This is a genomic window from Streptomyces flavotricini (assembly GCF_020639365.1).
Lineage (GTDB): Bacteria > Actinomycetota > Actinomycetes > Streptomycetales > Streptomycetaceae > Streptomyces > Streptomyces flavotricini.
Map to the genome: position 1 here is coordinate 7,409,001 of NZ_JAINUL010000001.1, position 18,800 is coordinate 7,427,800.

General features: G+C 75.5%; 15 protein-coding genes. 7 read left to right on the forward strand and 8 right to left on the reverse strand.

All coding sequences use genetic code 11. From position 1 onward, the window contains the following. From K7B10_RS33940 to K7B10_RS33950, 3 genes are all read left to right on the forward strand, one after another. Positions 1-2,099 (forward strand): ABC transporter ATP-binding protein/permease (locus K7B10_RS33940; RefSeq protein ID WP_229342684.1); only part of this gene is annotated, 2,099 nt, incomplete at its 5' end. A 3-nt stretch (positions 2,100-2,102) separates the two neighbouring features. Next, positions 2,103-2,789, forward strand: coding sequence for a hypothetical protein (locus K7B10_RS33945; protein WP_229342685.1), 687 nt, complete (start codon positions 2,103-2,105; stop codon positions 2,787-2,789). Next, a complete protein-coding gene (locus K7B10_RS33950) occupies positions 2,789-3,736 on the forward strand; it encodes a serine/threonine-protein kinase (RefSeq protein ID WP_229342686.1) in 948 nt (315 codons plus the stop codon). Before K7B10_RS33945 ends, K7B10_RS33950 begins: the two co-directional genes overlap by 1 nt. 63 nt (positions 3,737-3,799) lie before the next feature. Here K7B10_RS33950 and K7B10_RS33955 read toward each other — a convergent pair whose 3' ends face one another. Next, entirely contained in the window at positions 3,800-5,125 is a 1,326-nt protein-coding gene (locus K7B10_RS33955; protein WP_372481502.1) for a streptophobe family protein, read from the reverse strand. Between the two features lie 98 nt (positions 5,126-5,223). On the opposite strand from K7B10_RS33955, the gene K7B10_RS33960 reads away from it, so the two are divergent. Then, positions 5,224-6,495, forward strand: a complete 1,272-nt coding sequence (locus tag K7B10_RS33960; protein ID WP_229342687.1) for a DUF6777 domain-containing protein — start codon at positions 5,224-5,226, stop codon at positions 6,493-6,495. A 53-nt stretch (positions 6,496-6,548) separates the two neighbouring features. After that, positions 6,549-8,618, forward strand: coding sequence for a SpoIIE family protein phosphatase (locus tag K7B10_RS33965; protein ID WP_229342688.1), 2,070 nt, complete (start codon positions 6,549-6,551; stop codon positions 8,616-8,618). 27 nt (positions 8,619-8,645) lie between these two features. Here K7B10_RS33965 and K7B10_RS33970 read toward each other — a convergent pair whose 3' ends face one another. Next, positions 8,646-9,632 carry a DUF4328 domain-containing protein gene (locus K7B10_RS33970; RefSeq protein WP_229342689.1) on the reverse strand — a complete coding sequence of 329 codons (987 nt, stop codon included), beginning with the start codon at positions 9,630-9,632 and terminating at the stop codon, positions 8,646-8,648. 199 nt (positions 9,633-9,831) lie between these two features. On the opposite strand from K7B10_RS33970, the gene K7B10_RS33975 reads away from it, so the two are divergent. After that, positions 9,832-12,603: a phosphodiester glycosidase family protein gene (locus tag K7B10_RS33975; protein WP_308284659.1), complete on the forward strand. Its 2,772-nt coding sequence runs from the start codon at positions 9,832-9,834 to the stop codon at positions 12,601-12,603. A gap of 50 nt (positions 12,604-12,653) precedes the next feature. Here the strand turns inward: K7B10_RS33975 and K7B10_RS33980 are convergent, their stop codons facing one another. From K7B10_RS33980 to K7B10_RS33990, 3 genes are all read right to left on the reverse strand, one after another. Further along, positions 12,654-14,618 carry an ABC transporter permease gene (locus tag K7B10_RS33980; RefSeq protein ID WP_229342690.1) on the reverse strand — a complete coding sequence of 655 codons (1,965 nt, stop codon included), beginning with the start codon at positions 14,616-14,618 and terminating at the stop codon, positions 12,654-12,656. A 150-nt stretch (positions 14,619-14,768) separates the two neighbouring features. After that, entirely contained in the window at positions 14,769-15,593 is an 825-nt protein-coding gene (modA, locus tag K7B10_RS33985; protein ID WP_229342691.1) for a molybdate ABC transporter substrate-binding protein, read from the reverse strand. A 112-nt stretch (positions 15,594-15,705) separates the two neighbouring features. Then, the gene (locus K7B10_RS33990; protein WP_053692665.1) at positions 15,706-16,101 is read right to left on the reverse strand and encodes a TOBE domain-containing protein; all 396 of its coding nucleotides are present in this window, start codon (positions 16,099-16,101) and stop codon (positions 15,706-15,708) included. A gap of 134 nt (positions 16,102-16,235) precedes the next feature. Here K7B10_RS33990 and K7B10_RS33995 point away from each other — a divergent pair, with 134 nt between their 5' ends. Next, complete coding sequence (locus tag K7B10_RS33995) at positions 16,236-16,655, forward strand: RNA-binding S4 domain-containing protein (RefSeq protein WP_229342692.1); 420 nt, start codon at positions 16,236-16,238, stop codon at positions 16,653-16,655. 86 nt (positions 16,656-16,741) lie between these two features. On the opposite strand, the gene K7B10_RS34000 is transcribed toward K7B10_RS33995, so the two are convergent. The 3 genes from K7B10_RS34000 to dhaK are packed head-to-tail and all read right to left on the reverse strand — an operon-like array spanning position 16,742 to position 18,790. After that, the gene (locus K7B10_RS34000) at positions 16,742-17,146 is read right to left on the reverse strand and encodes a PTS sugar transporter subunit IIA domain-containing protein (protein ID WP_229342693.1); all 405 of its coding nucleotides are present in this window, start codon (positions 17,144-17,146) and stop codon (positions 16,742-16,744) included. Continuing rightward, positions 17,143-17,754 carry a dihydroxyacetone kinase subunit DhaL gene (gene dhaL / locus K7B10_RS34005; RefSeq protein ID WP_229342694.1) on the reverse strand — a complete coding sequence of 204 codons (612 nt, stop codon included), beginning with the start codon at positions 17,752-17,754 and terminating at the stop codon, positions 17,143-17,145. Before dhaL ends, K7B10_RS34000 begins: the two co-directional genes overlap by 4 nt. Positions 17,755-17,785: 31 nt before the next feature. Continuing rightward, positions 17,786-18,790 (reverse strand): dihydroxyacetone kinase subunit DhaK, encoded by a 1,005-nt coding sequence (dhaK, locus tag K7B10_RS34010; protein WP_229342695.1) that lies wholly within the window; start codon positions 18,788-18,790, stop codon positions 17,786-17,788. Positions 18,791-18,800: the final 10 nt, after the last annotated feature.

The window sequence follows — 18,800 nt, forward strand, 5'->3', positions numbered from 1 at the left end:
TGCTCGGCCCCGCCCCGGCCGTCCCGGCCGCCCCCGCAGCCCCGGCCTCCTCGATCGCCCCCGTCGGCGGACCCGTCGGCGCCCGGCCGTCCTCGGTGTCGCACCCGGCCCTCACCGGCACCTTCCGCCGGCCCACCACCGTGCGCCCGCTGCCCGCCCGTACCGCCGTGCGCATCGGCCGCGCCCCCGCCAACGACCTCGTCATCGACGACCTCATCGTCTCCCGCCGCCACGCCGAACTGCGCGCCCTCGCCGACGGCACGTACGAGATCGCCGACCTCGGCAGCCACAACGGCACCTTCCTCAACGGCACCCGCACCGACCGCGCCCCCGTCACCGAGGGGGACATCATCGGCATCGGCCACACCGCCCTGTGCCTCGTCGGCGACCAGCTCCAGGAGTACGTCGACACCGGCGAGGTCTCCCTCGACGTCCAGGACCTCGCCGTCGCCGTCGACCACGGCCGCAAGACCCTGCTCGACCACGTCTCCTTCCCCGTCGGCGCCAAATGCCTGCTCGCCGTCGTCGGCCCCAGCGGCGCCGGCAAGTCCACCCTCCTCGGCGCCCTCACCGGACTGCGCCCCGCCGACCACGGCACCGTCCTCTACGACGGCCGCGACCTCTACCGCGACTACGCCGAGCTGCGCAGCCGCATCGGGCTCGTCCCCCAGGACGACATCCTGCACGCCCAGCTCACCGTCCGCCGCGCCCTCGCCTACGCCGCCGAACTGCGCTTCCCGCAGGACACCGCGCGCCCCGAACGCCAGGCCCGCGTCGACGAGGTGATCGGCGAACTCGGCCTCGGGCAGCGCGCCGACCAGCCCATCCACAGCCTCTCCGGCGGCCAGCGCAAACGCGTCTCCGTCGCCCTCGAACTGCTGACCAAGCCCTCCCTGCTCTTCCTGGACGAGCCCACCTCCGGCCTCGACCCCGGCATGGACCGCTCCGTCATGCACATGCTGCGCAGCCTCGCCGACGACGGCCGCACCGTCATCGTGGTCACCCACAGCGTGCTCAGCCTCGACGTCTGCGACCGGCTGCTGGTCCTCGCACCGGGCGGGCGCATCGCGTACTTCGGGCCGCCCGAGGAGACCCTCGGCTTCTTCGGCTTCGAGCAGTGGCCCGAGGCGTTCGAAGCCTTCGAGAACGAACGGGACCGGGACTGGGCGGGGGAGTACCGCAACTCCCCGCAGTACCGCACGTACGTACGGAACGCCGCGCGGCAGCCCCGGCAGGACGCGGACCGGGCCGCGGCGGCCGCGTTCGTCGCCCCGCCGCCCAAGGCCCAGAGCTGGGGCTCCCAGCTCTCCACCCTGATGCGCCGCTACGCCGCCGCCCTCAGCGCCGACCGCACCTTCCTCGCCATCATGATCGCGCTGCCTTTCGTCATGGGCGCCATGACCCGGGCCCTCGCCGGCAGCACCCTCACGGCCGAGACCGCGATCAACGCCCTGCTGATCCTGTGCGTCGGCGGCGTGCTGACCGGCGCCGCCAACGCCGTACGCGAGCTGGTCAAGGAACGCGTCATCTACCAGCGGGAACGGGCCGTCGGCCTGTCCAGATCCGCCTACCTGATGTCGAAGGTGCTGGTGCTCGGCGCCGTCACCGTCGCCCAGGCCGTGGTGCTGACGCTGGTCGGCCTGTACGGAGTGGACACCAACGCCCCCGGAGGCGAGGGCGTCCTCATGCCGCCGCTGATCGAGATCACCCTCGCCGTCGCCCTGCTGTCCTTCACCGCGATGATGCTCGGCCTGCTGGTCTCCGCCCTGGTCCGCAAGGAGGAGGTCACCATGCCGCTGCTGGTCCTCCTCGCCATCGTGCAGGTGGTCTTCTGCGGGGCCCTGCTCCAGCTCGACGGCGTACCGGTGATCGGACAGCTGGCCTGGCTGGTGCCCTCCCGCTGGGCGCTCGGCGCCATGGCCGCCACCATCGACCTCGGCGCGATCGTGCCCGGAAAGCTCACGGACGACCCGCTCTTCGCGCACAGCGCCGGGGTGTGGCTGCTGGACATGGGGATGCTCGTCGCCCTGTCCGTCCTCTTCGGGGTGCTGGTCCTGCGGCTGCTGCGCCGCCACGAGCCCGCGATCATGCGGAAGTAGCCCATGACCAGTACGGCCGGTCCCGCCGACTTCCACCCCACCCACGTGGTCCCCCGGGAGGGGCTGCCCGCCTGGGAGGGGCCCGACCTCTCCCGGCCCACCGCGACACTGGACCCCTTCCTGCCCGTACAGCTGCTGTCCCGGCGCGGGGAGTGGGGGGAGATCCTGTGCGCCAACGGCTGGTCCGCCTGGGTGGACGGGCGGCTCCTGGTCCCCGTACCCGAGCCGCCCCCGCCGACCGGTGGCCGACCGCCGGCGCGCGCCGAGGACCCGCTGCCGCTGCTCGCGCACGCGGCCGAGGCACTGGAGCGCTACCGGCAGGCCGCAGCCGACCTCGCTTCGGGGCGGACCGACCCCGAGGCGTTCCGCCGGGCGACCCGGGGACTGCGGGCGGGCGTCGTGGTCGACGGGGAGTCCGTCTGGCTGTACGAGGAGGCCGGCGGGCGCTGGATGTACGGGGGCGGCACCGGTCTCGTGACGTACGCGGTCGGCGAGGCGCCCGGGACCCCGGGCGGGCCGGAGCAGTCGCAGCCGTCGCAGTCGTCGGAGGCCTCGGAGGCGTCGGCGCCGGAGGACCGCGGGTCCGATGACGAGGTACGGGCGGACCCGGCGGGGGCCGCCGCGGCCGGGCGGGACGCCGGGCACGAGCCCACGCGGATCGTGACCCCGCCCGAGGGCGGAGGGCGGTGATGGCCGCCGAGCCCCTGGGCGGGCGCCCCTCCGACCTCCGCGGGAAGCGGATCGCCGGATACCTGGTGGAGAGCGAGATCGGCCGCGGCGGCATGGCCGTCGTCTACCTCGCCCGCGACCTGCGGCTGGACCGGCCGGTCGCGCTGAAGCTGCTGGCCCCCGAACTCGCACGCAACGACGTCTTCCGGCAGCGCTTCGCCCACGAGTCGAAGGTCGCCGCGGCCATCGACCACCCGCACATCGTGCCGGTCTTCGAGGCGGGCGAGACGGACGGGCTGCTGTACATCGCGATGCGGTACGTCCCCGGACAGGACCTGCGGGCTCTGCTGGACCGCACCGGGCCGCTGCCGGTGGAGACGGCGGCCCGCATCGCCGCCCAGGTGGCCTCGGCGCTGGACGCGGCGCACGCCCACGACCTGGTGCACCGGGACGTGAAACCCGGGAACATCCTGGTCGCGGAGGGGACGGACAGCGAGCACCCCGAGCACGTGTACCTGACGGACTTCGGGCTGACGAAGAAGTCGCTGTCCCTGACCGGGTTCACGAGCGTCGGGCAGTTCGTCGGCACCCTGGACTACGTGGCGCCCGAGCAGATCTCCGGAAAGCCCGTCGACGCCCGCTGCGACGTCTACAGCCTGGGCTGCGTCGTGTACGAGACGCTGACCGGGAGCCCGCCGTTCCGGCGGGACGACGACATGGCGCTGCTGTGGGCCCACCAGTTCGATCCGCCGCCCGCGGTGAGCTCACGGCGGCCCGGTCTGCCGGCTGCGGTCGACGAGGTGCTGGCGAAGGCCCTGGCCAAATCGCCGGACGACCGGTGGAGCAGCTGCCTGGAGTTCACGGGGGCGCTGCGCAGGGCCGGAGCGGAGTCGGATCCGCAGCCCGGCGCACCGCCCCCGCCGCCGCGCTGGGCGCTGCCGGTGCTCGGGGGCTACGACGCGGGGTGACGGCCGGCCGACGGCCGCACGCTCGTGCGACGGCCGCACGAGGACGCTCCAACGGCCGTACGGTCACCCTTCGGTGGCCTCGGGCGGCTCCTCGACGAGACCGCGGCGGTGGACCGGGCGGGCCAGCAGCGCGCCGAGGAAGCCCGCGAGGGCACCCCACAGCAGGGCCAGGCCCACGTTGCGCCACAGCAGAGGGCGCAACTCCACGGCGCCGCCGAGCCCGCCGACATCGCCGATGCCCAGCAACGACAGCCCGAACCGGGCCTGCACACCGGCCAGCAGGCACACCATCAAGGTGGCGAGCGCGAGGGCCACGCCCAGATGGAGCGCGTGCTGCCAGGCGCGGACGCCGGCCGGGGAGCGTACGGCGGCCAGGAAGCCCGTGGCGAGCAGCAGCACGGCGGCGACGGCCACCAGCCACCAGGCCCGGGAGTCCCGCTCGGCGAGCGAGGCCACGTCGACCCGGGACGGGTCGGTCCCGCGCAGCACCTCGTCCAGCAGCCGCGGCACCGGCAGCCCGAACGGCCCCTCCACCTTGCCCTCCCAGGCTCCGCCGAAGCCCAGGGTGAGCCCCAGCCAGACCAGGTTCGGCAGGCCGAGCAGGATCACGGCGAAGGTCCGGTCCGCGTGCCCCCGCGTGGCCGCCACCACCAGACCGACGACCACGCCGAGGACCACGTACGCGAGGAGCAGGGACACGGTGGCGAAGGCGGCGGGGCGCACCGCCGCGTGGAAGCGGACCAGCCGGGCCGGGAGCGGGGCCCGGCGCGAGACGAGGAGGGCGATCAGCAGCAGGCCCAGGATCCACAGCAGCCCGAAGCCGAGGGTCGCGGGCAGGGCGGCCCGGAAGCCGACCTTCGGGGAGGCGTCGAGGACCTCGGCGAGGTCGGCCACCGGGGAGTCGCCGGTGGAGATCCCGAAGGTCTGGCGGGCGAGGAGCGCGGCGCCGGTGAGGGCGAGCAGCCACAGCAGGACCAACGGGCCGGCCCGGGTCAGGAGTTCCCCCGACCGGGCCACCGCCCGGTTGTGCAGGGGGCGCAGGAAGAGGGACCCGGCCGCCAGGGCGCCGGCGAGGCTCACCGAGAGGGGGAGTACGGACAGGCTCGCGTCGGCCTCGGCCAGGAAACCCGCCCCACCCGTCACCTCGACCGATCCGCCGGCCGCCATCACGACGACGGCCGCGACCACCCGGGGGAACGCGCCGCCCGGCAGACCGGTCGCCCCCGCGCAGGCCAGACCGGCCGCGGCGACGGCGGTCATCAGCGCGAAGGCCGCCACGACGGCGACCAGGGCGTCCCGCCAGGCCCGCGCGGAGATCCAGGATGTCGCACCCGGTGCCGACGGAGGCGGTGCCGACGGGGGCGGTGACGACGGACTGCTCACGCTCACGCTGCAACCGTAGGCACGCCCGGCTTGCGGCCACCACCGGGACGACGCACACAATGGTCCGCAGGGACCGGAACTCCGCCGCCTGGGAAGAAGAGCCCGTGACCACGCAACCTTCCGGCCCCGGCCAGGAGCCGCAGCGGCCCACGCAGTCCTCGCAGCCGCCCGCCGGCCGCCCCACAGGTCCTCCGTCCGGCCCCCTCTCGGGCGGCCGGCAGGGCCCGCCGCAGACGCCGCCGCCCGCTCCACCGTCCGGGGCCACGCCGCCGGGGCCGCCGGGGCCACCCGCCAAAGGGCCCTGGTGGCGGTCCGTACCCAAGCTGGCCACCGCGCTCGTGGCGGTGGCCGCCGCCGTGGTCCTGGCCGTGGTGCTGACCCGGCCGGGCGGTTCCCCCTCCGCCCGGGGCGAGGTGTTCCTCCAGCCCGCCGCCGCCACCGGACCCGCCCCCTTCACCGAGTCCACCGTCACGCGGGAGGCCCTGCCGCCGCCGCAGAGCCCGGCGCCGTCGGCGCGGAGCACCACGCCCGGGACCGGCACCACCGCCACGCCCAGCATCAGCGGTTCGGCGCCGGGACTGTACGGCGGCACCCGGTCCGTGGCCAGCTGCGACGTCGAGAAGCAGGTCCGGGCCCTGTCCGCCCAGCCCGCCAAGAACGAGGCCTTCGCCTCGGCGCTCGGCATCCGGCCGGAGTCCGTGCCCGGATACCTGCGCGCGCTGACCCCGGTGCAGCTGCGCACGGACACCCGCGTCACCAACCACGGCTACCGCGACGGGAAGGCCACCGCCTACCAGGCGGTGCTCCAGGCCGGGACGGCGGTGCTGATCGACGACCGGGGGGTGCCGCGGGTGCGGTGCGCGTGCGGCAACCCGCTCGGCGCCCCGGTGGCGCTGCCGGCCGACACGAAGCGGCACGGGCAGCCGTGGAGCTCGTACCAGCCGTCGAAGGTGGTGGTCATCGCGCCGTCGGAGACGGTCGTCCACAAGTTCGTGATCTACGACCACCACGACGGGGGCTGGTTCGAGCGGGGCAGGGGCGACCACCGGGGCGAGCAGGACAAGCCCGTGCCGCCGCCGGTGCTCCCGCCGTCGCCGGTCACGCCTTCGCACCCCGCCCCGGCGACCTCGGCGCAGCCCCCGAGCCCGCCGCCCCCCTCGCGCTCCCCGGCCGAGTCGGCGCCCGGGTCCTCGCCCCCGCCGCCCTCCGCGCCGCCGTCCGCGCCCGCGTCCCAACCCGCGTCCGAGCCCGCGTCGAAGCCGGTGTCCGGGCCCGCGTCGAAGCCCGCCTCCGGGCCGGCGTCGAAGCCGGCGTCCGAACCCCCGCCGGGGAAACCGGCGGACTCCGGCACACCGTCCGCGCAGGGGCCCCGCTGACGGGCGGGCGGCTTGTGCGGGCACGCCTACGGGAACGGTGAGACCCTGGCTGCATGGCCGAAAGGGGAGCGAGCCCCGAGTTCGACTGGCCCGCACAGCCGGACATGAGCCTCGCGCTCAACCGCATGGGCACCTTCGACTGGGACCTCGACAGTGGGCAGATGCATCTCGACCCCACCGCCCTTGAGGTGCTCGACCTGAGCCCTGAGGAGTTCACCGGCACCCCCGAGGGGCTGCGGGCGCGGGTGTCGCCGGGTGAGGAGGTCCGGCTCGACGCCCGGGTGGCCCAGGCGCTCAAGGACGGCCGCAGCCACTACGGGGCGTACGTGCGAACCCGCCTCCGCGACGGAACCCCCGTCTGGACCCACATCCAGGGCCACATCCTCCGCGAGGTGAACGGCCGGCCGTACCGGATCATCGGGATCCTGCGTGACGCCGCCCACGATCCCGGCGAGCCCGGCGCCGGCGGCGAGCAGGCCGAGGGACGCCGCCGGATGACCGGCGTCGTCGAGCGGACCAGTGCGATCCTGGCCCACGCCCGCACCGTCAACGACGTGACCGACGTCCTCAAGGACCCCGAGGCCCTCGGCCACCTCGGCGCGGTCAGCGTGATGCTCGGCATCGTCGACGGCGGCCGGATCCACCTCGTCGCGGAGGGGCAGCTCGGCTCGTACGTCCCGGAGATCGAATACACCCGCATCGAAGCGCGGCTGCCGATGAGCGAGGCCGTGCGCAACCTCCAGCCCGTCTTCATCGCCTCGCGCGAGGAGTTCCAGGGGAGCTACCCGGAGCTGTGGCCGTACATCGAGCCGCTGTCCGTGCGCAGCGGCGTCTACCTGCCGCTGATCGCGCAGGGCCGGGCCGTCGGCGCGCTCGGGCTGCTGTACGCGCGGGACGGGGACTTCACCACCGAGGAGCGGAACCTGCTCGTCGCACTCGGCAGCGGCATCGCGCAGAGCCTCCAGCGGGCCATCCTCTTCGAGCAGGAACACGACCTCGCGGAGGGGCTGCAGCGGGCGATGCTGCCGCGCCGGATCCCGGAGGTGCCGGGCGCGCGGATCGCCGTACGGTACCGGGCCGCCCGGATGGGGCGGGACATCGGCGGGGACTGGTACGACGTGGTCCCGCTGGGCGAGGGCCGCGTCGGGGTGATGATCGGCGACGTGGAGGGGCACGACACGGACGCCGCGGCGGTGATGGGCCAGCTGCGGATCGTGCTGCGGGCGTACGCGGCCGAGGGGCACACGCCCGGCGCGGCCATGGCACGGGCCTCGAACTTCCTGCGGGAGCTGGACACGGACCGGTTCGCCACCTGTACGTACGCCGAGGTCGACCTGAACACCGGCATGCTCCAGCTGGTCCGCGCCGGCCACCTCGACCCGGTCGTGCGGCGCGGCGACGGCAGCTGCCACCGCGTCCCGGTGGCGGGCGGACTCCCGCTCGGGCTGCCGACCCGCGACGGGTCGGGCACCGGCTCCGGCTATCCGGTGACCAGCCTCGAACTGCACCCCGGCGACACCTTGGTGCTGTGCACGGACGGCCTGCTCGAACGGCCGGACGGCGCGCCCGAGGCGGGGATGCAGGAGCTCATGGAGGCGGTCCGCGACGGGCCGGCGGATGTGGAGGAGCTCGCCGACGTCCTGTGCGACCTCGTCGGTGACGCGGGAGTCGGCGACGACATGGCCCTGCTCCTGCTGCGCCGCCGCGGCACCCCCGCCGCGCGCGGCGGCGGCCCGCTGCGCCTGCCGCTCCATCCCGGAGACCCCGACGGCCCGGCGATGGCCCGCCACCTGATCCGCGCCGCGGTGGCCGCGTGGGGAGCCGAGGAGCGGGCCGACGAGATCGAGCTGGCGGCGGACGAGCTGATGACCAACGCCCTCGTCCACACCGACGGCGGCGGCCACGTCAACGTACGGCTGACCCCGGAGGGCCGGATCCGGATCGAGGTCGAGGACACCAGCAGCGCGCTGCCGCGGCGGCGCGAGGCGGGCGACTGGGCGGTGTCGGGGCGCGGCCTGCTGCTGGTGGACCGGCTGGCGGCGGAATGGGGCGTGGAGCCCCGGGGCGGCGGGAAGAGCGTGTGGTGCGAGTTCATCGCCCCGGAGCGTGCGGCGGCGCCGTGAGCCGTGCGGGCGCCGCCGGGCGGCGGGTCAGACCGCCGCGTACGGGCCCTGTTCGGCCTTCGTGGTCTGCATGGCCGTCAGCTTGCGGACGAAGACGATGGCGAGGACGGCCGCGACGACCGTGATCAGGTCGGTGACCATCCCCACGGCGGACGCGTCGCGCAGGGCCCCGGGAGTCTGGGCCCGCCCGTACATGGTGCTGAACACCCGGTCGGACAGGGCCGAGAGGACCCACACGGCCCACCAGGCGTTGACGGGCGCCGCGGAGACCTCGCGGAACGAGCCGTCCGGTGCGAACTGGGTGCTGGCCGTCCAGATCTCCTTGGCGGTCCGGTACGGCAGGAACAGGTTGCCCAGCGGGATGAACCAGCCGCCGATGGCCCAGCCGCGTGTCTGGGAGAAAGCGTCGGGGCGCATGATCTCGCCGTTCACACGGACGCGGTGGAACCAGATGATGAAGACGACCGCCGTCGCCAGCAGGATCAAGAGCTGGAGGGAGCCGGCGATTGCGGTCAGGGTGTCGGACCGGTCGAGTGCGTCGTCACCGACGCCCGCAGGGTCGGCCGTCAGGCTCTTCATGAGAGAGAAGGCGTAACCGCTGATGGCCGCCGAGAACAGGTTGACCGCGGCGGCGACCCCCAGCAGCGCGGTGACCGCGACCGCCAGACCGCGCGGGGAGCGCAGTACGTCGGCGGGGGGCCACGGGGCGGCGTACGGCATGCCGGGGTACGGGCCGGCGGGGTGGCCGGGCTGGGGCTGTCCCGCGTACGGCTGTCCCGCGGACGGCTGGGCAGGGTAGGGCTGGGCCGGGTAGGGCTGCGGGCCGGGGTAGGGCTGGGCCGGGTACGCCGGTGCCGGGTACGGCTGCGGCGGTGTCGGCCGCTGCCCCGGCGCGGGTGCCGCGGCCGCGACGACAGTCTCGGCCGGGGGCTGCGATGCGGTCGGGGCTTCGGCCGGGGCCGCGGCCTGAGCCGGAGGTGGAGTCGGCGGGCCCTGCGGCTCGTTCGAGGACATGCGGTGCGTACCCCCCACGGGAACATGTTTCAGAGATGCGGATGCCCGCCGACCTGCGGCGGGCACGCTCGAACCTTGCCAGCCGGGCATCCGGCCGCCAAATCCTTATCCGGGGCCGGATGCCGGGCGAACGGCTGAAACCGCGCGGCACGGACGGCAGTGCCCGCCGGGGGCGGTCCGAGTGGCCGATCCTGCCTGGGTGCTGAGCCCGCGTCCGCTGATGCCCGTCCTGCTCGCCGTCCTCCTCGTCACCCCCGCCGCCGCCCCCGCGCGGGCCGCCGGCGCGGGTTCCGAGGGGATCGAGACCGCCCGTACCGGCCGGCAGATCGCCCCCGGGATCCGGCTGGAGTCGTACGACCGGCTGGAGGCCGACCGCTGGCTGCGGATCGACGAACTCCTCGTCGACCTCGGCGGGAGCGGCGGGGCGCGCGCCGAGTACCTGGGAGGCCACGGCCCGGCCACCGTCGCCGAGTCCGCCGCCCGCCATCCCGCGGGGCCCGGGCGGCGCGTGGTCGCCGCCGTCAACGGCGACTTCTTCGACATCCGGGGTACGGGCGCACCGCTCGGCCCCGGCCTGGGCGGCGGCCGGCTGCTGCACTCCGCGGGCCCGGGGCCCGGCGCGGCGCCGGCCGTCGGCTTCGGCGCCGATGGCAGCGGCCGCGTGCTGCGCCTCGGCCTGGGCGGCGGCGTCACCCTGCCCGGCGGGGAGGTGCGTCCGCTGACCGGCTACAACGCGGCCCGGCCGGCCGCGCAGGGCCTGACCGCGTACACCGCCGACTGGCCGGGGACGCAGCTGCCCGCGCTGGGTACCGCCGTGGAGGTCCGCGGCGGCCGGGTCACGGCCGCAGCCCCGCCCGCACGCGGCCCGGTCCGCCGGGAGCGCCCCGTACCCGGCACCACCCTGCTCGCCGCTCCGGCCGGAGGTGCCTCCGCCGCCGAACTGGCCGCCCTGCGACCCGGGGACGCCGTGGCCGTCTCCGCCCGGGCCGTCCCGGACGCCGGTCCCGTCCCGGTGACGGCCGTCGGCGGGCGGGAGGCCCTCGTGGTGGCGGGCGTCCCGCAGGACCACGAGGGCGAGCCGAACAACACCGCCGCCCCGCGCACGGCCGTCGGCTTCTCGCGGGACGGACGGCGGCTGCGGATCCTGGCCGTCGACGGCCGCCAGCCGGACAGCGGCGGGCTCACGTTGACCGCGCTGGGCGCGTTGATGCACCGGCTCGGCGCGTACGAGGCCCTGAACCTCGACGGCGGGGGCTCCACGACCCTGCTCGCCGGGCGGAGCGGGGCGAGCGCGCTGCTCCTGGAGAACTCCCCTTCGGACGGACGGCTCCGGCCCGTGCCGAACGGGCTGGTCCTCACGGCCGCGGCGGGCTCCGGGCGGACCGCCGGATACCGGGTCGAAGCCGTCGGCGGCACCGCCGAGGACTTCACTCGGGTCTTCCCCGGGCTCACCCGGACCCTCTCGGCCACCGGGTACGACGCGCTGCTGGGCCCGGCCCCGGGCGCACCCACGTGGTCCGCCGAGGGAGGCGGCAGCGTCGACTCCGCCGGGGTGTTCCATGCCGTGCGCCCCGGTCGTGCGACGGCGCACGCCCGGCGCGCGACGGCGCACGGCGCGCTCCCGCTCACGGTGCTCGGCCCGCTGACCCGGATCCTGCCCAGTCAGGCCCGGATCGGGCTCGCGGAGTGGGGAGAGAGCGCGGGGTTCCGGCTGATCGGGTACGACGCGCAGGGCGCGGCCGCCGTCGTGGAACCCCGGGACGTGGCGCTGGAGTTCGACCGCTCGCAGTGGAGCGTCACCGACGACGGCCGAGGGGGCTTCACCGTCACCGCCCTCGTCCGGAAGGCCACGGGCCGGCTGCGGGCCACGGTCCGGCCGGCGGGTGCGGCGGGTACGGCGGGTACTGCCGGTTCTTCCGGTGCCTACGGTGCGCCCGCCGCCCCGGGGAAGCCCGGCAGGGCTGCCATGCCCGGCGCCGGCCGGGCGGCCGCGGACGCCCGCGCATCCGCCGACATCGCCCTCGGCGTCGGGCTGGTGACGCTGCCCGTCACCGATCTGGCCGACGCCGGGGACTGGGCCGGAGCCGGGGTCTCCGTGGCCGAGGGGCATACGGGCGCCGGGCTCGCTCTGGAGTTGCCCGCGGCCGGAGCGCAGGGGAGCGCCGCCGCACCCCGGCCCCTGCCCGTGCCGGAGCTGGCCCGGGCGCTCACGCTCTGGGTCGACGGCGACGGCTCCGGGGCCCGGTCCGCGGTGGAACTGGCCGACGCAGACGGGGCCGCCGTCAAGGTGCTCGGGCCCGCCGCGGACTGGTCCGGCTGGCGGGAGGTCACCCTGCCGCTCCCGGTCACCGCGCAGCCGCCGCTCACCGTGACCCGGCTCTCGGCGGTCGCGGGGACCCGCCCCGGGAGGCTCGCCCTCGACACCCTCGGCGCCCGGACCCCGCCGACCGGACCCGCCGCCGTGCCCGCGGTCCGGGATCCGGTCGTCGCCACCGAGGCCCGGGTCCGGGCGCGGCCCTGGAGGTTCGCCCTCGGGGCCGGGGCCCCCGGTGCCGACTTCGCGCTGACCGGCACCGACCGGCCGCAGTTCGTCCACCGCGGCGTGCGGTTCCTGCCGCTGGACACCACCGAGCCCACCGTGCGGGGAGGCGGCCTGTCCCGGATGCGCGCCCTGCGCGAGGCTCTGGCGGCCGCCGCCCGTGAGCCGGGTACGGGCGCGCTGGCCGTCGTACGGGCGTACGCACCCGCCACCGTGGACCGCAAGGAAACGGCCCTGACGGGGCGTCTGCTCGCCGAGTTCCGCCGCACCACCGGCAAACGGGCCGCGGTCCTGACCCTCGGCGCCCCGCGATTCGCGGCCGACCGCTCCGAGGGCGTCCTGTCGATCACCGCCCCCCGAACGGGCCGCACCCTGGTCGGAGCCGACGCCTTCGCCAGAGGCGACTGGCTCGCCGTCCGCCACACCCCCTAGTAGGGGGTGTCCGCGAAGTCCCGCCCGCCCCGCGACGCCCGGCACGCGCTCTAGAGCTCCACGAGCGTCACCTCGGTCGCCTTCACGCTGGTCCACACCTTCGAGCCCTCGACCAGGCCGAGTTCGGACGCCGCCTCCGGGGTGATCTCCGCCACCAGGTCGGGGGCCTCGGCCGAGCCGATCAGCACGCGCAGCCGGCTGCCGACCGCGGTGATCTCCCGTACGGAGCCCTCCCAGACGTTGCGCGGGCTGCCCGCCGGGCGGTCGCGGTGCACCGACACCGCCTCCGGGCCGATGATCGCCAGCGCCTGTGCCCCCTCGGGCAGCGCCTCCGCCACCACCAGCCGGCCCCCCGCCGCCAGGACGAGGCCGTCGGCCGACGCGGTGCCGGACCAGGCGTTGCGGCCGAGCATCCGGGCGACCCAGGGGGAGCGGGGATGGCGGGTGACCTCGGCGGGCGGGGCGTCCTGGAGGGTGCGCCCCTCGGCGAGGACGAGGACCCGGTCGGCGAGTGAAACCGCCTCGACCGGGTCGTGCGTGACGATCAGGCAGACTCCGCCGAAGCCGGCCAGGTGCGTGCGCAGGGTGTGCCGGACGCGGGCCCGCGTGGTCTGGTCGAGGGCGGCGAGCGGTTCGTCGAGGAGCAGCAGGCGGGGCCGGGCGGCCAGCGCGCGGGCCAGGGCGACGCGCTGGGCCTGGCCTCCGGACAGCTGGGCGGGCTTGCGGGCGGCGAGGTGGCCGACACCGAGCCGGTCGAGCCACAGCTGCGCCTCGCGGCGGGCCTCGGCGCGCGGCACCCGGCGGGCGCGCAGCCCGTAGGCGGTGTTGGCCAGCGCGCTCAGGTGCGGGAACAGCGCGCCGTCCTGCGGGACCCAGGCCACCTGGCGCTCGTGCGGGGGCAGCGCGGTGACGTCGGTGTCGCCGAGGCGGAGCTCGGCGTGGGCGCGCGGGGTGAGGCCGAGGAGGGCGCGCAGCAGGGTGGTCTTGCCGGCGCCGTTCTCGCCGACGACGGCGATGGTGGTGCCGGGATCGGCTTCCAGGGTGAGCTCGTTGAAGCCGGTGACGGTGGCGTGCAGCGGCCAGTGGCCGCCGTCGGCCGGATCGGTGGAGACGTCCGCCGCCACCGGCGCGTCCGGCATCCGCCCGGTCCCGGGGGCCGCGGCCACCGCCTCGTCCGGCACCCCCGCGGACTCGGCGGGCTTGGCGGGCTCGGCGGCGACCGGGGTCCCGGTCCAGCGGCCGCGCAGGGCGATCAGTACGGCCATGGCGATCACGAGCAGCAGCAGCGAGACGGAGGTGGCGGCTTCCGGCTCGTCCTGGAGCAGCAGGTACACCTGGAGCGGCAGGGTCTGCGTGGTGCCGGGCAGGTTGCCCGCGAAGGTGATGGTCGCGCCGAACTCGCCGAGCGCGCGGGCCCAGGTGAGGGCGGCGCCCGCGATCAGGCCGGGCGCCACCATCGGCAGGGTCACGGTGAAGAACACCCGGACCGGCGGGGCGCCGAGGGAGGCGGCGGTCTCCTCGTAGCTCTGCTTGAGGCCGCCCAGTGCCCCCTCCAGGCTGATGACGAGGAAGGGCATGGCGACGAAGGTGGCCGCCACGACGGCCCCCGACGTGTGGAAGGGCAGCGTGATCCCGAACGCGCCCTCCAGCCATGGCCCGAGCAGTCCGCGCCGGCCGAAGCCCAGCAGCAGCGCCACACCGCCGACGGTCGGCGGCAGCACCATGGGGAGCAGCACCAGCGAGCGGACGAATACCTTCCCCTTGAACGGGACCCGGGCCAGCAGCCAGGCCAGCGGCACGCCCAGGAGCAGGGAGAGGCCGAGCGCCCACAGGGAGACGACGAGGGAGAGGCGCAGCGCCTCGACCACGCCCGGGCTGCTCAGGTGGGTGCCCAGCCCGCTCCACTCGGTGCGGCTGAGGATGCCGACGAGGGGCAGCAGCAGGAACGCGACGGCGAGCAGCGCGGGGAGCGCCAGGGTCACGGGGGGCCGGGTGCGGGTGCGGTGTCTGCTCATGTGTATTCCTGGCTGCAGCGTACGGCGGGACGGGGAACGCGGGGAGTGTGAGGAGTACGACGGGTACGCGGCTCCGGCGGGGACACGCCGGAGGGGACCGCCCGTCCTCCCGGACCAGGCAGTCCCTCTCGATCCTCGCGGCTGCGCCGGTTACGCCTTCTGGAAGCCCGCGTCCTGGAGGATCTTCTGGGCCTCGGGGGTGCTCAGCCAGGCCACGAACGCGGCGGCGGCCCCGGCGTTCTTGGACGATTTGAGGGTGGCCGCCGGGTAGGAGGCCACGGCGTTCTCGGCGTCCGGGATGTCCACGACGGCGACCTTGTCACCGGACTTGATGGTGTCGGTCTTGTAGACGAGGCCGGCATCGGCCTCGCCGAGCTCGACCTTGCTCAGCACGGCGCGCACGTTGGCCTCCTGGGAGACCGGCTTCACCTCTATCTTCTGGGCGTCGAGGATCTGCTTGCTGTAGCGGCCGACCGGGACCTCGGGCGCGGCGAGCACGACCTTGATCTTGCTGTCGGCCAGGTCCTTCAGCTCGTCGACCTTGAACGGGTTGCCCTTGCCGGCCGCGATGACCAGACGGTTCTTGGCGATGATCGCCGGGTCGTTGGTCTCGGTCTTCAGACCGTCCATGGTCTTGGTGTCGGCGGTGACCAGCGCGTCGGCCGGGGCGCCCTGCTTCACCTGGGCGGCGAGCTCCTGGGAGCCGGCGAAGGAGAAGGCGACCTTCGTGCCGGGGTGCGCCTTCTCGTACGCGGCACCGGCGGTCTTGAAGACGTCGGTGAGCGAGGACGCGGCGAGGACGGTGAGGTTCGCGGCCTTGGGCTCGGCGGAGGCGCTCGCCGAGGGCGAGGCCGCGGCGCCCGTGTCCTTGGCGTTCTTCGTGTCGCCGCTGCCGCAGGCGGCCAGCGCGGGCACGAGCAGGGCGGCGGTCAGCGCGGCGGCGAAGGTGCTGCCGCGGGTCGGGATCGGGGACATGAGCTGGTGCTCCTCGGTCGGGTCGGCGGCCGGCCGGGTGCCGGTTCCGCGCGGTGGTGACCCGCGCCGGTGACGGGCGGAGCGGGTGAGGTCGTGCAGCTGGTGCCGGAGGTCAGGTGCGGTCGATGTGCACGCTGGTGGATTTCACGCGGGCGGTGGCCTGCATGCCGACCTCCAGGCCGAGCTCCTCGACGGCCTCACGGGTGAGCAGGGAGACCAGGCGGTGGGGACCTGCCTGGATCTCGACCTGGGCGGCCACGTCCCCGAGCTTGACGGCGGTGACGATGCCGGGGAACGCGTTGCGGGCCGAGGTGTACGGCTCTTCGTCCTCGGCGTGGGCACCCTGTCCCACCGCCACGGAGAAGGCGGCCAGGTCGCGGCCGTCGATCAGTCGTCGGCCGGCGTCGTCGCGGTGGGTCGCGACACGGCCGGCGTCGGCCCAGCGGCGGGCGGTGTCAGGGCTGACGCCCAGCAGACGCGCCGCCTGTCCGATGGTGTAGGACTGCATGAGCGACAAGGTAGGGGCACATGTCCCGCATTTGCAATTCTCTTGGGCTGATACACATGGCAGATGCCATGCCCTTTGGCAATTCCGCCAAAATGTATTCCGCTCGGGCCCGGTCGGCTGGCTAAGGTTTCGGCATGGCTGATGAAGCAACGGGAGCGGGCGCGGGAACGGCGGGCACCGCGGGATCCGCTCGGGTGGACGCCTGGATCTGGTCGGTGCGTCTGACGAAGACCCGCTCGGTCGCGGCGACCGCCTGCCGGGCGGGTCACGTGAAGGTCAACGGGGAGCGGGCGAAGCCGGCCCAGGTGGTGCGCGCGGGGGACGAGGTACGGCTGTTCCACGCGGGGCGCGAGCGCATCGTGGTGGCGAAGCGGCCGGTGACCAAGCGGGTGGGCGCCCCGGTGGCCGCGGAATGCTTCGTCGACAACAGCCCGCCGGCGCCGACGCGCATCGAGGCCGAGGTGGTCGGCGTCCGCGACCGCGGCACGGGCCGCCCCACGAAGCGGGACCGCCGCGAAATCGAATCCCTCCGGGGCGGCGGCCGCAGCCGCTGACGAGACACCCCTGGGGGGTGTCCGGCGGAGCCGGGGCGGCGGCCGTCGGACCGGCCCGCGGACCGGCCCGCGGACCGGCCCGCGGGTCAGACCTTGCGGTACGTGTAGGCCTCCTCGGCCGCCGCCGCCACCGCCTCCAAGGGGGCGCCCGCCGAGGCCGCGACCACCGCGGCCACCGCTCCCTCCAGGAACGGGGCGTCCAGCAGCCTGGAGCCCGGTGGGAGTTCGTCCTCCAGCAGCAGGGCCTTGACCGTCAGCACCGAGCTGCCCAGGTCCGCCAGGAGCGCCACCCCCGCGCCCCCGTCCACCTCGCCCGCAGCCGCCGCGATGCGGTCGGCGTCCGTGCCCAGACCGCCGTCCGCGGTGCCGCCCGCCGCGGCCACCGGGACGACCGGGCCGCCCGCCGCCAGGCCCCGCGCCAGGGCCGCCACGGATTCCGCGACCACCGCGCTGTGCGACACCAGGACGATGCCGACCACCGGCCCGCTCATGCGGCGTCCGCCGTGTCCGCCACGTCCGCGAGGGCACCCAGCAGCAGGGCCGCCGAGGTCGCCCCCGGGTCCTGGTGGCCGATGCTCCGCTCGCCGAGGTAGCTCGCCCGTCCCTTGCGGGCCAGCATCGGCACCGTCGCCCGCGCCCCGTTCTCCGCCGCGTCCGCCGACGCCCGGTACGAGGTGCTGAGCGCCGCCACCCCCGCCACCAGCGCGTCCAGCATCGTCTTGTCGCCCGGCGCGGCCCCGCCGAGCTGCGCCACGGCGCCCACCCCCGCGTACAGGGCCTTGCGCAGCTCCTCGTCCGAGACCTCGGCGGCCTCCCCGAGCTCCTTGCCCGTCCGCCTCAGCAGCGTCCCGTACAGGGGGCCCGACGCCCCGCCGACCGTCGAGATCAGCGTCCGCCCCGCCAGCACCAGCACCGCTCCCGGGGTCCCGGGGGGCTCCGCCCCCAGGGCCGCCCGTACCGCCGTGAAGCCGCGCAGCAGATTGCTCCCGTGGTCGGCGTCCCCGATGGGGGAGTCGAGCTCGGTCAGCCGGTCCGCCTCGCGTTCCACCACGGCCGCGGCGGCGGTCATCCAGCGCCGGAAGAATTCCGCGTCACGCAATCGAAGTCTCCTCACCGTGTCCGCCACCTTCTCAGCAGCCCCACCGCAGCGCCGCCGTACGGACCGGCGCGTCCCACAGCCGCAGCAGCTCCTCGTCCGCGCGGCACAGCGTCACCGAACACCCCGCCATGTCCAGGGACGTGACGTAGTTCCCGACGAGCGTGCGCGCCACCGGCACCCCGCGCTCGGCCAGCACCCGCGCCACCTCCGCGTGGAACCCGTACAGCTCCAGCAGCGGCGTCGCCCCCATCCCGTTGACCAGCGCCAGCACCGGCCCGTCGGCCGGCGCCACCTCCCCGAGCTCCGCCAGTACGGCACCCACGGCCACCTCCGCGATCTCCCGGGCCGGCATCATCGCCCGCCGCTCGCGGCCCGGCTCGCCGTGGATGCCGACCCCCAACTCCAGCTCCCCGTCGGGCAGGTCGAACGTCGGGCTGCCCTTCGCCGGTGTCGTGCAGGCGCTGAGCGCCACCCCGAAGCTCCGCGAGGCCGCGTTGACCCGCCGGGCGAGCTCCGCGACCCGGTCCAGCGGGGCGCCCTCCTCGGCGGCCGCACCGGCGATCTTCTCGACGAACAGCGTGGCCCCGGTGCCGCGCCGCCCCGCCGTGTACAGGCTGTCGGTGACGGCCACGTCGTCGTTGACCAGCACGCTCTCCACCGGCAGGCCGTCCTCTTCGGCGAGTTCGGCGGCCATCTCGAAGTTCAGCACGTCCCCGGTGTAGTTCTTGACGACGAACAGCACCCCCTGCCCCGAGTCCACGGCGGCCGCCGCCCGCAGTACCTGGTCGGGCACCGGCGAGGTGAACACCTCCCCGGGGCACGCGGCCGACAGCATCCCGTGCCCCACGAACCCGGCGTGCAGCGGCTCGTGCCCCGACCCGCCGCCGGACACCAGCCCGACCCGGCCCCCGGCCCGCGCGTCGCGCCGTACGACGACCCGCCGCTCGACATCGACGTCCAGGTCGGGATGTGCGGCCGCCATTCCGCGCAGCGCGTCGGCGACGACGGTCTCGGGGCTGTTGATCAGCATCCGCATGGGTGGTGTC

What these genes read in the sequence shown, in the direction of transcription:
- K7B10_RS33945 (WP_229342685.1), top strand. Translation starts at nt 2,103, where the DNA reads ATGACCAGTACGGCCGGTCCCGCCGACTTCCACCCCACCCACGTGGTC.
- K7B10_RS33950 (WP_229342686.1), top strand. Translation starts at nt 2,789, where the DNA reads ATGGCCGCCGAGCCCCTGGGCGGGCGCCCCTCCGACCTCCGCGGGAAG.
- K7B10_RS33965 (WP_229342688.1), top strand. Translation starts at nt 6,549, where the DNA reads ATGGCCGAAAGGGGAGCGAGCCCCGAGTTCGACTGGCCCGCACAGCCG.
- K7B10_RS33970 (WP_229342689.1), bottom strand. Translation starts at nt 9,632, where the DNA reads ATGTCCTCGAACGAGCCGCAGGGCCCGCCGACTCCACCTCCGGCTCAG.
- K7B10_RS33980 (WP_229342690.1), bottom strand. Translation starts at nt 14,618, where the DNA reads ATGAGCAGACACCGCACCCGCACCCGGCCCCCCGTGACCCTGGCGCTC.
- modA (WP_229342691.1), bottom strand. Translation starts at nt 15,593, where the DNA reads ATGTCCCCGATCCCGACCCGCGGCAGCACCTTCGCCGCCGCGCTGACC.
- K7B10_RS33990 (WP_053692665.1), bottom strand. Translation starts at nt 16,101, where the DNA reads ATGCAGTCCTACACCATCGGACAGGCGGCGCGTCTGCTGGGCGTCAGC.
- K7B10_RS33995 (WP_229342692.1), top strand. Translation starts at nt 16,236, where the DNA reads ATGGCTGATGAAGCAACGGGAGCGGGCGCGGGAACGGCGGGCACCGCG.
- K7B10_RS34000 (WP_229342693.1), bottom strand. Translation starts at nt 17,146, where the DNA reads ATGAGCGGGCCGGTGGTCGGCATCGTCCTGGTGTCGCACAGCGCGGTG.
- dhaK (WP_229342695.1), bottom strand. Translation starts at nt 18,790, where the DNA reads ATGCGGATGCTGATCAACAGCCCCGAGACCGTCGTCGCCGACGCGCTG.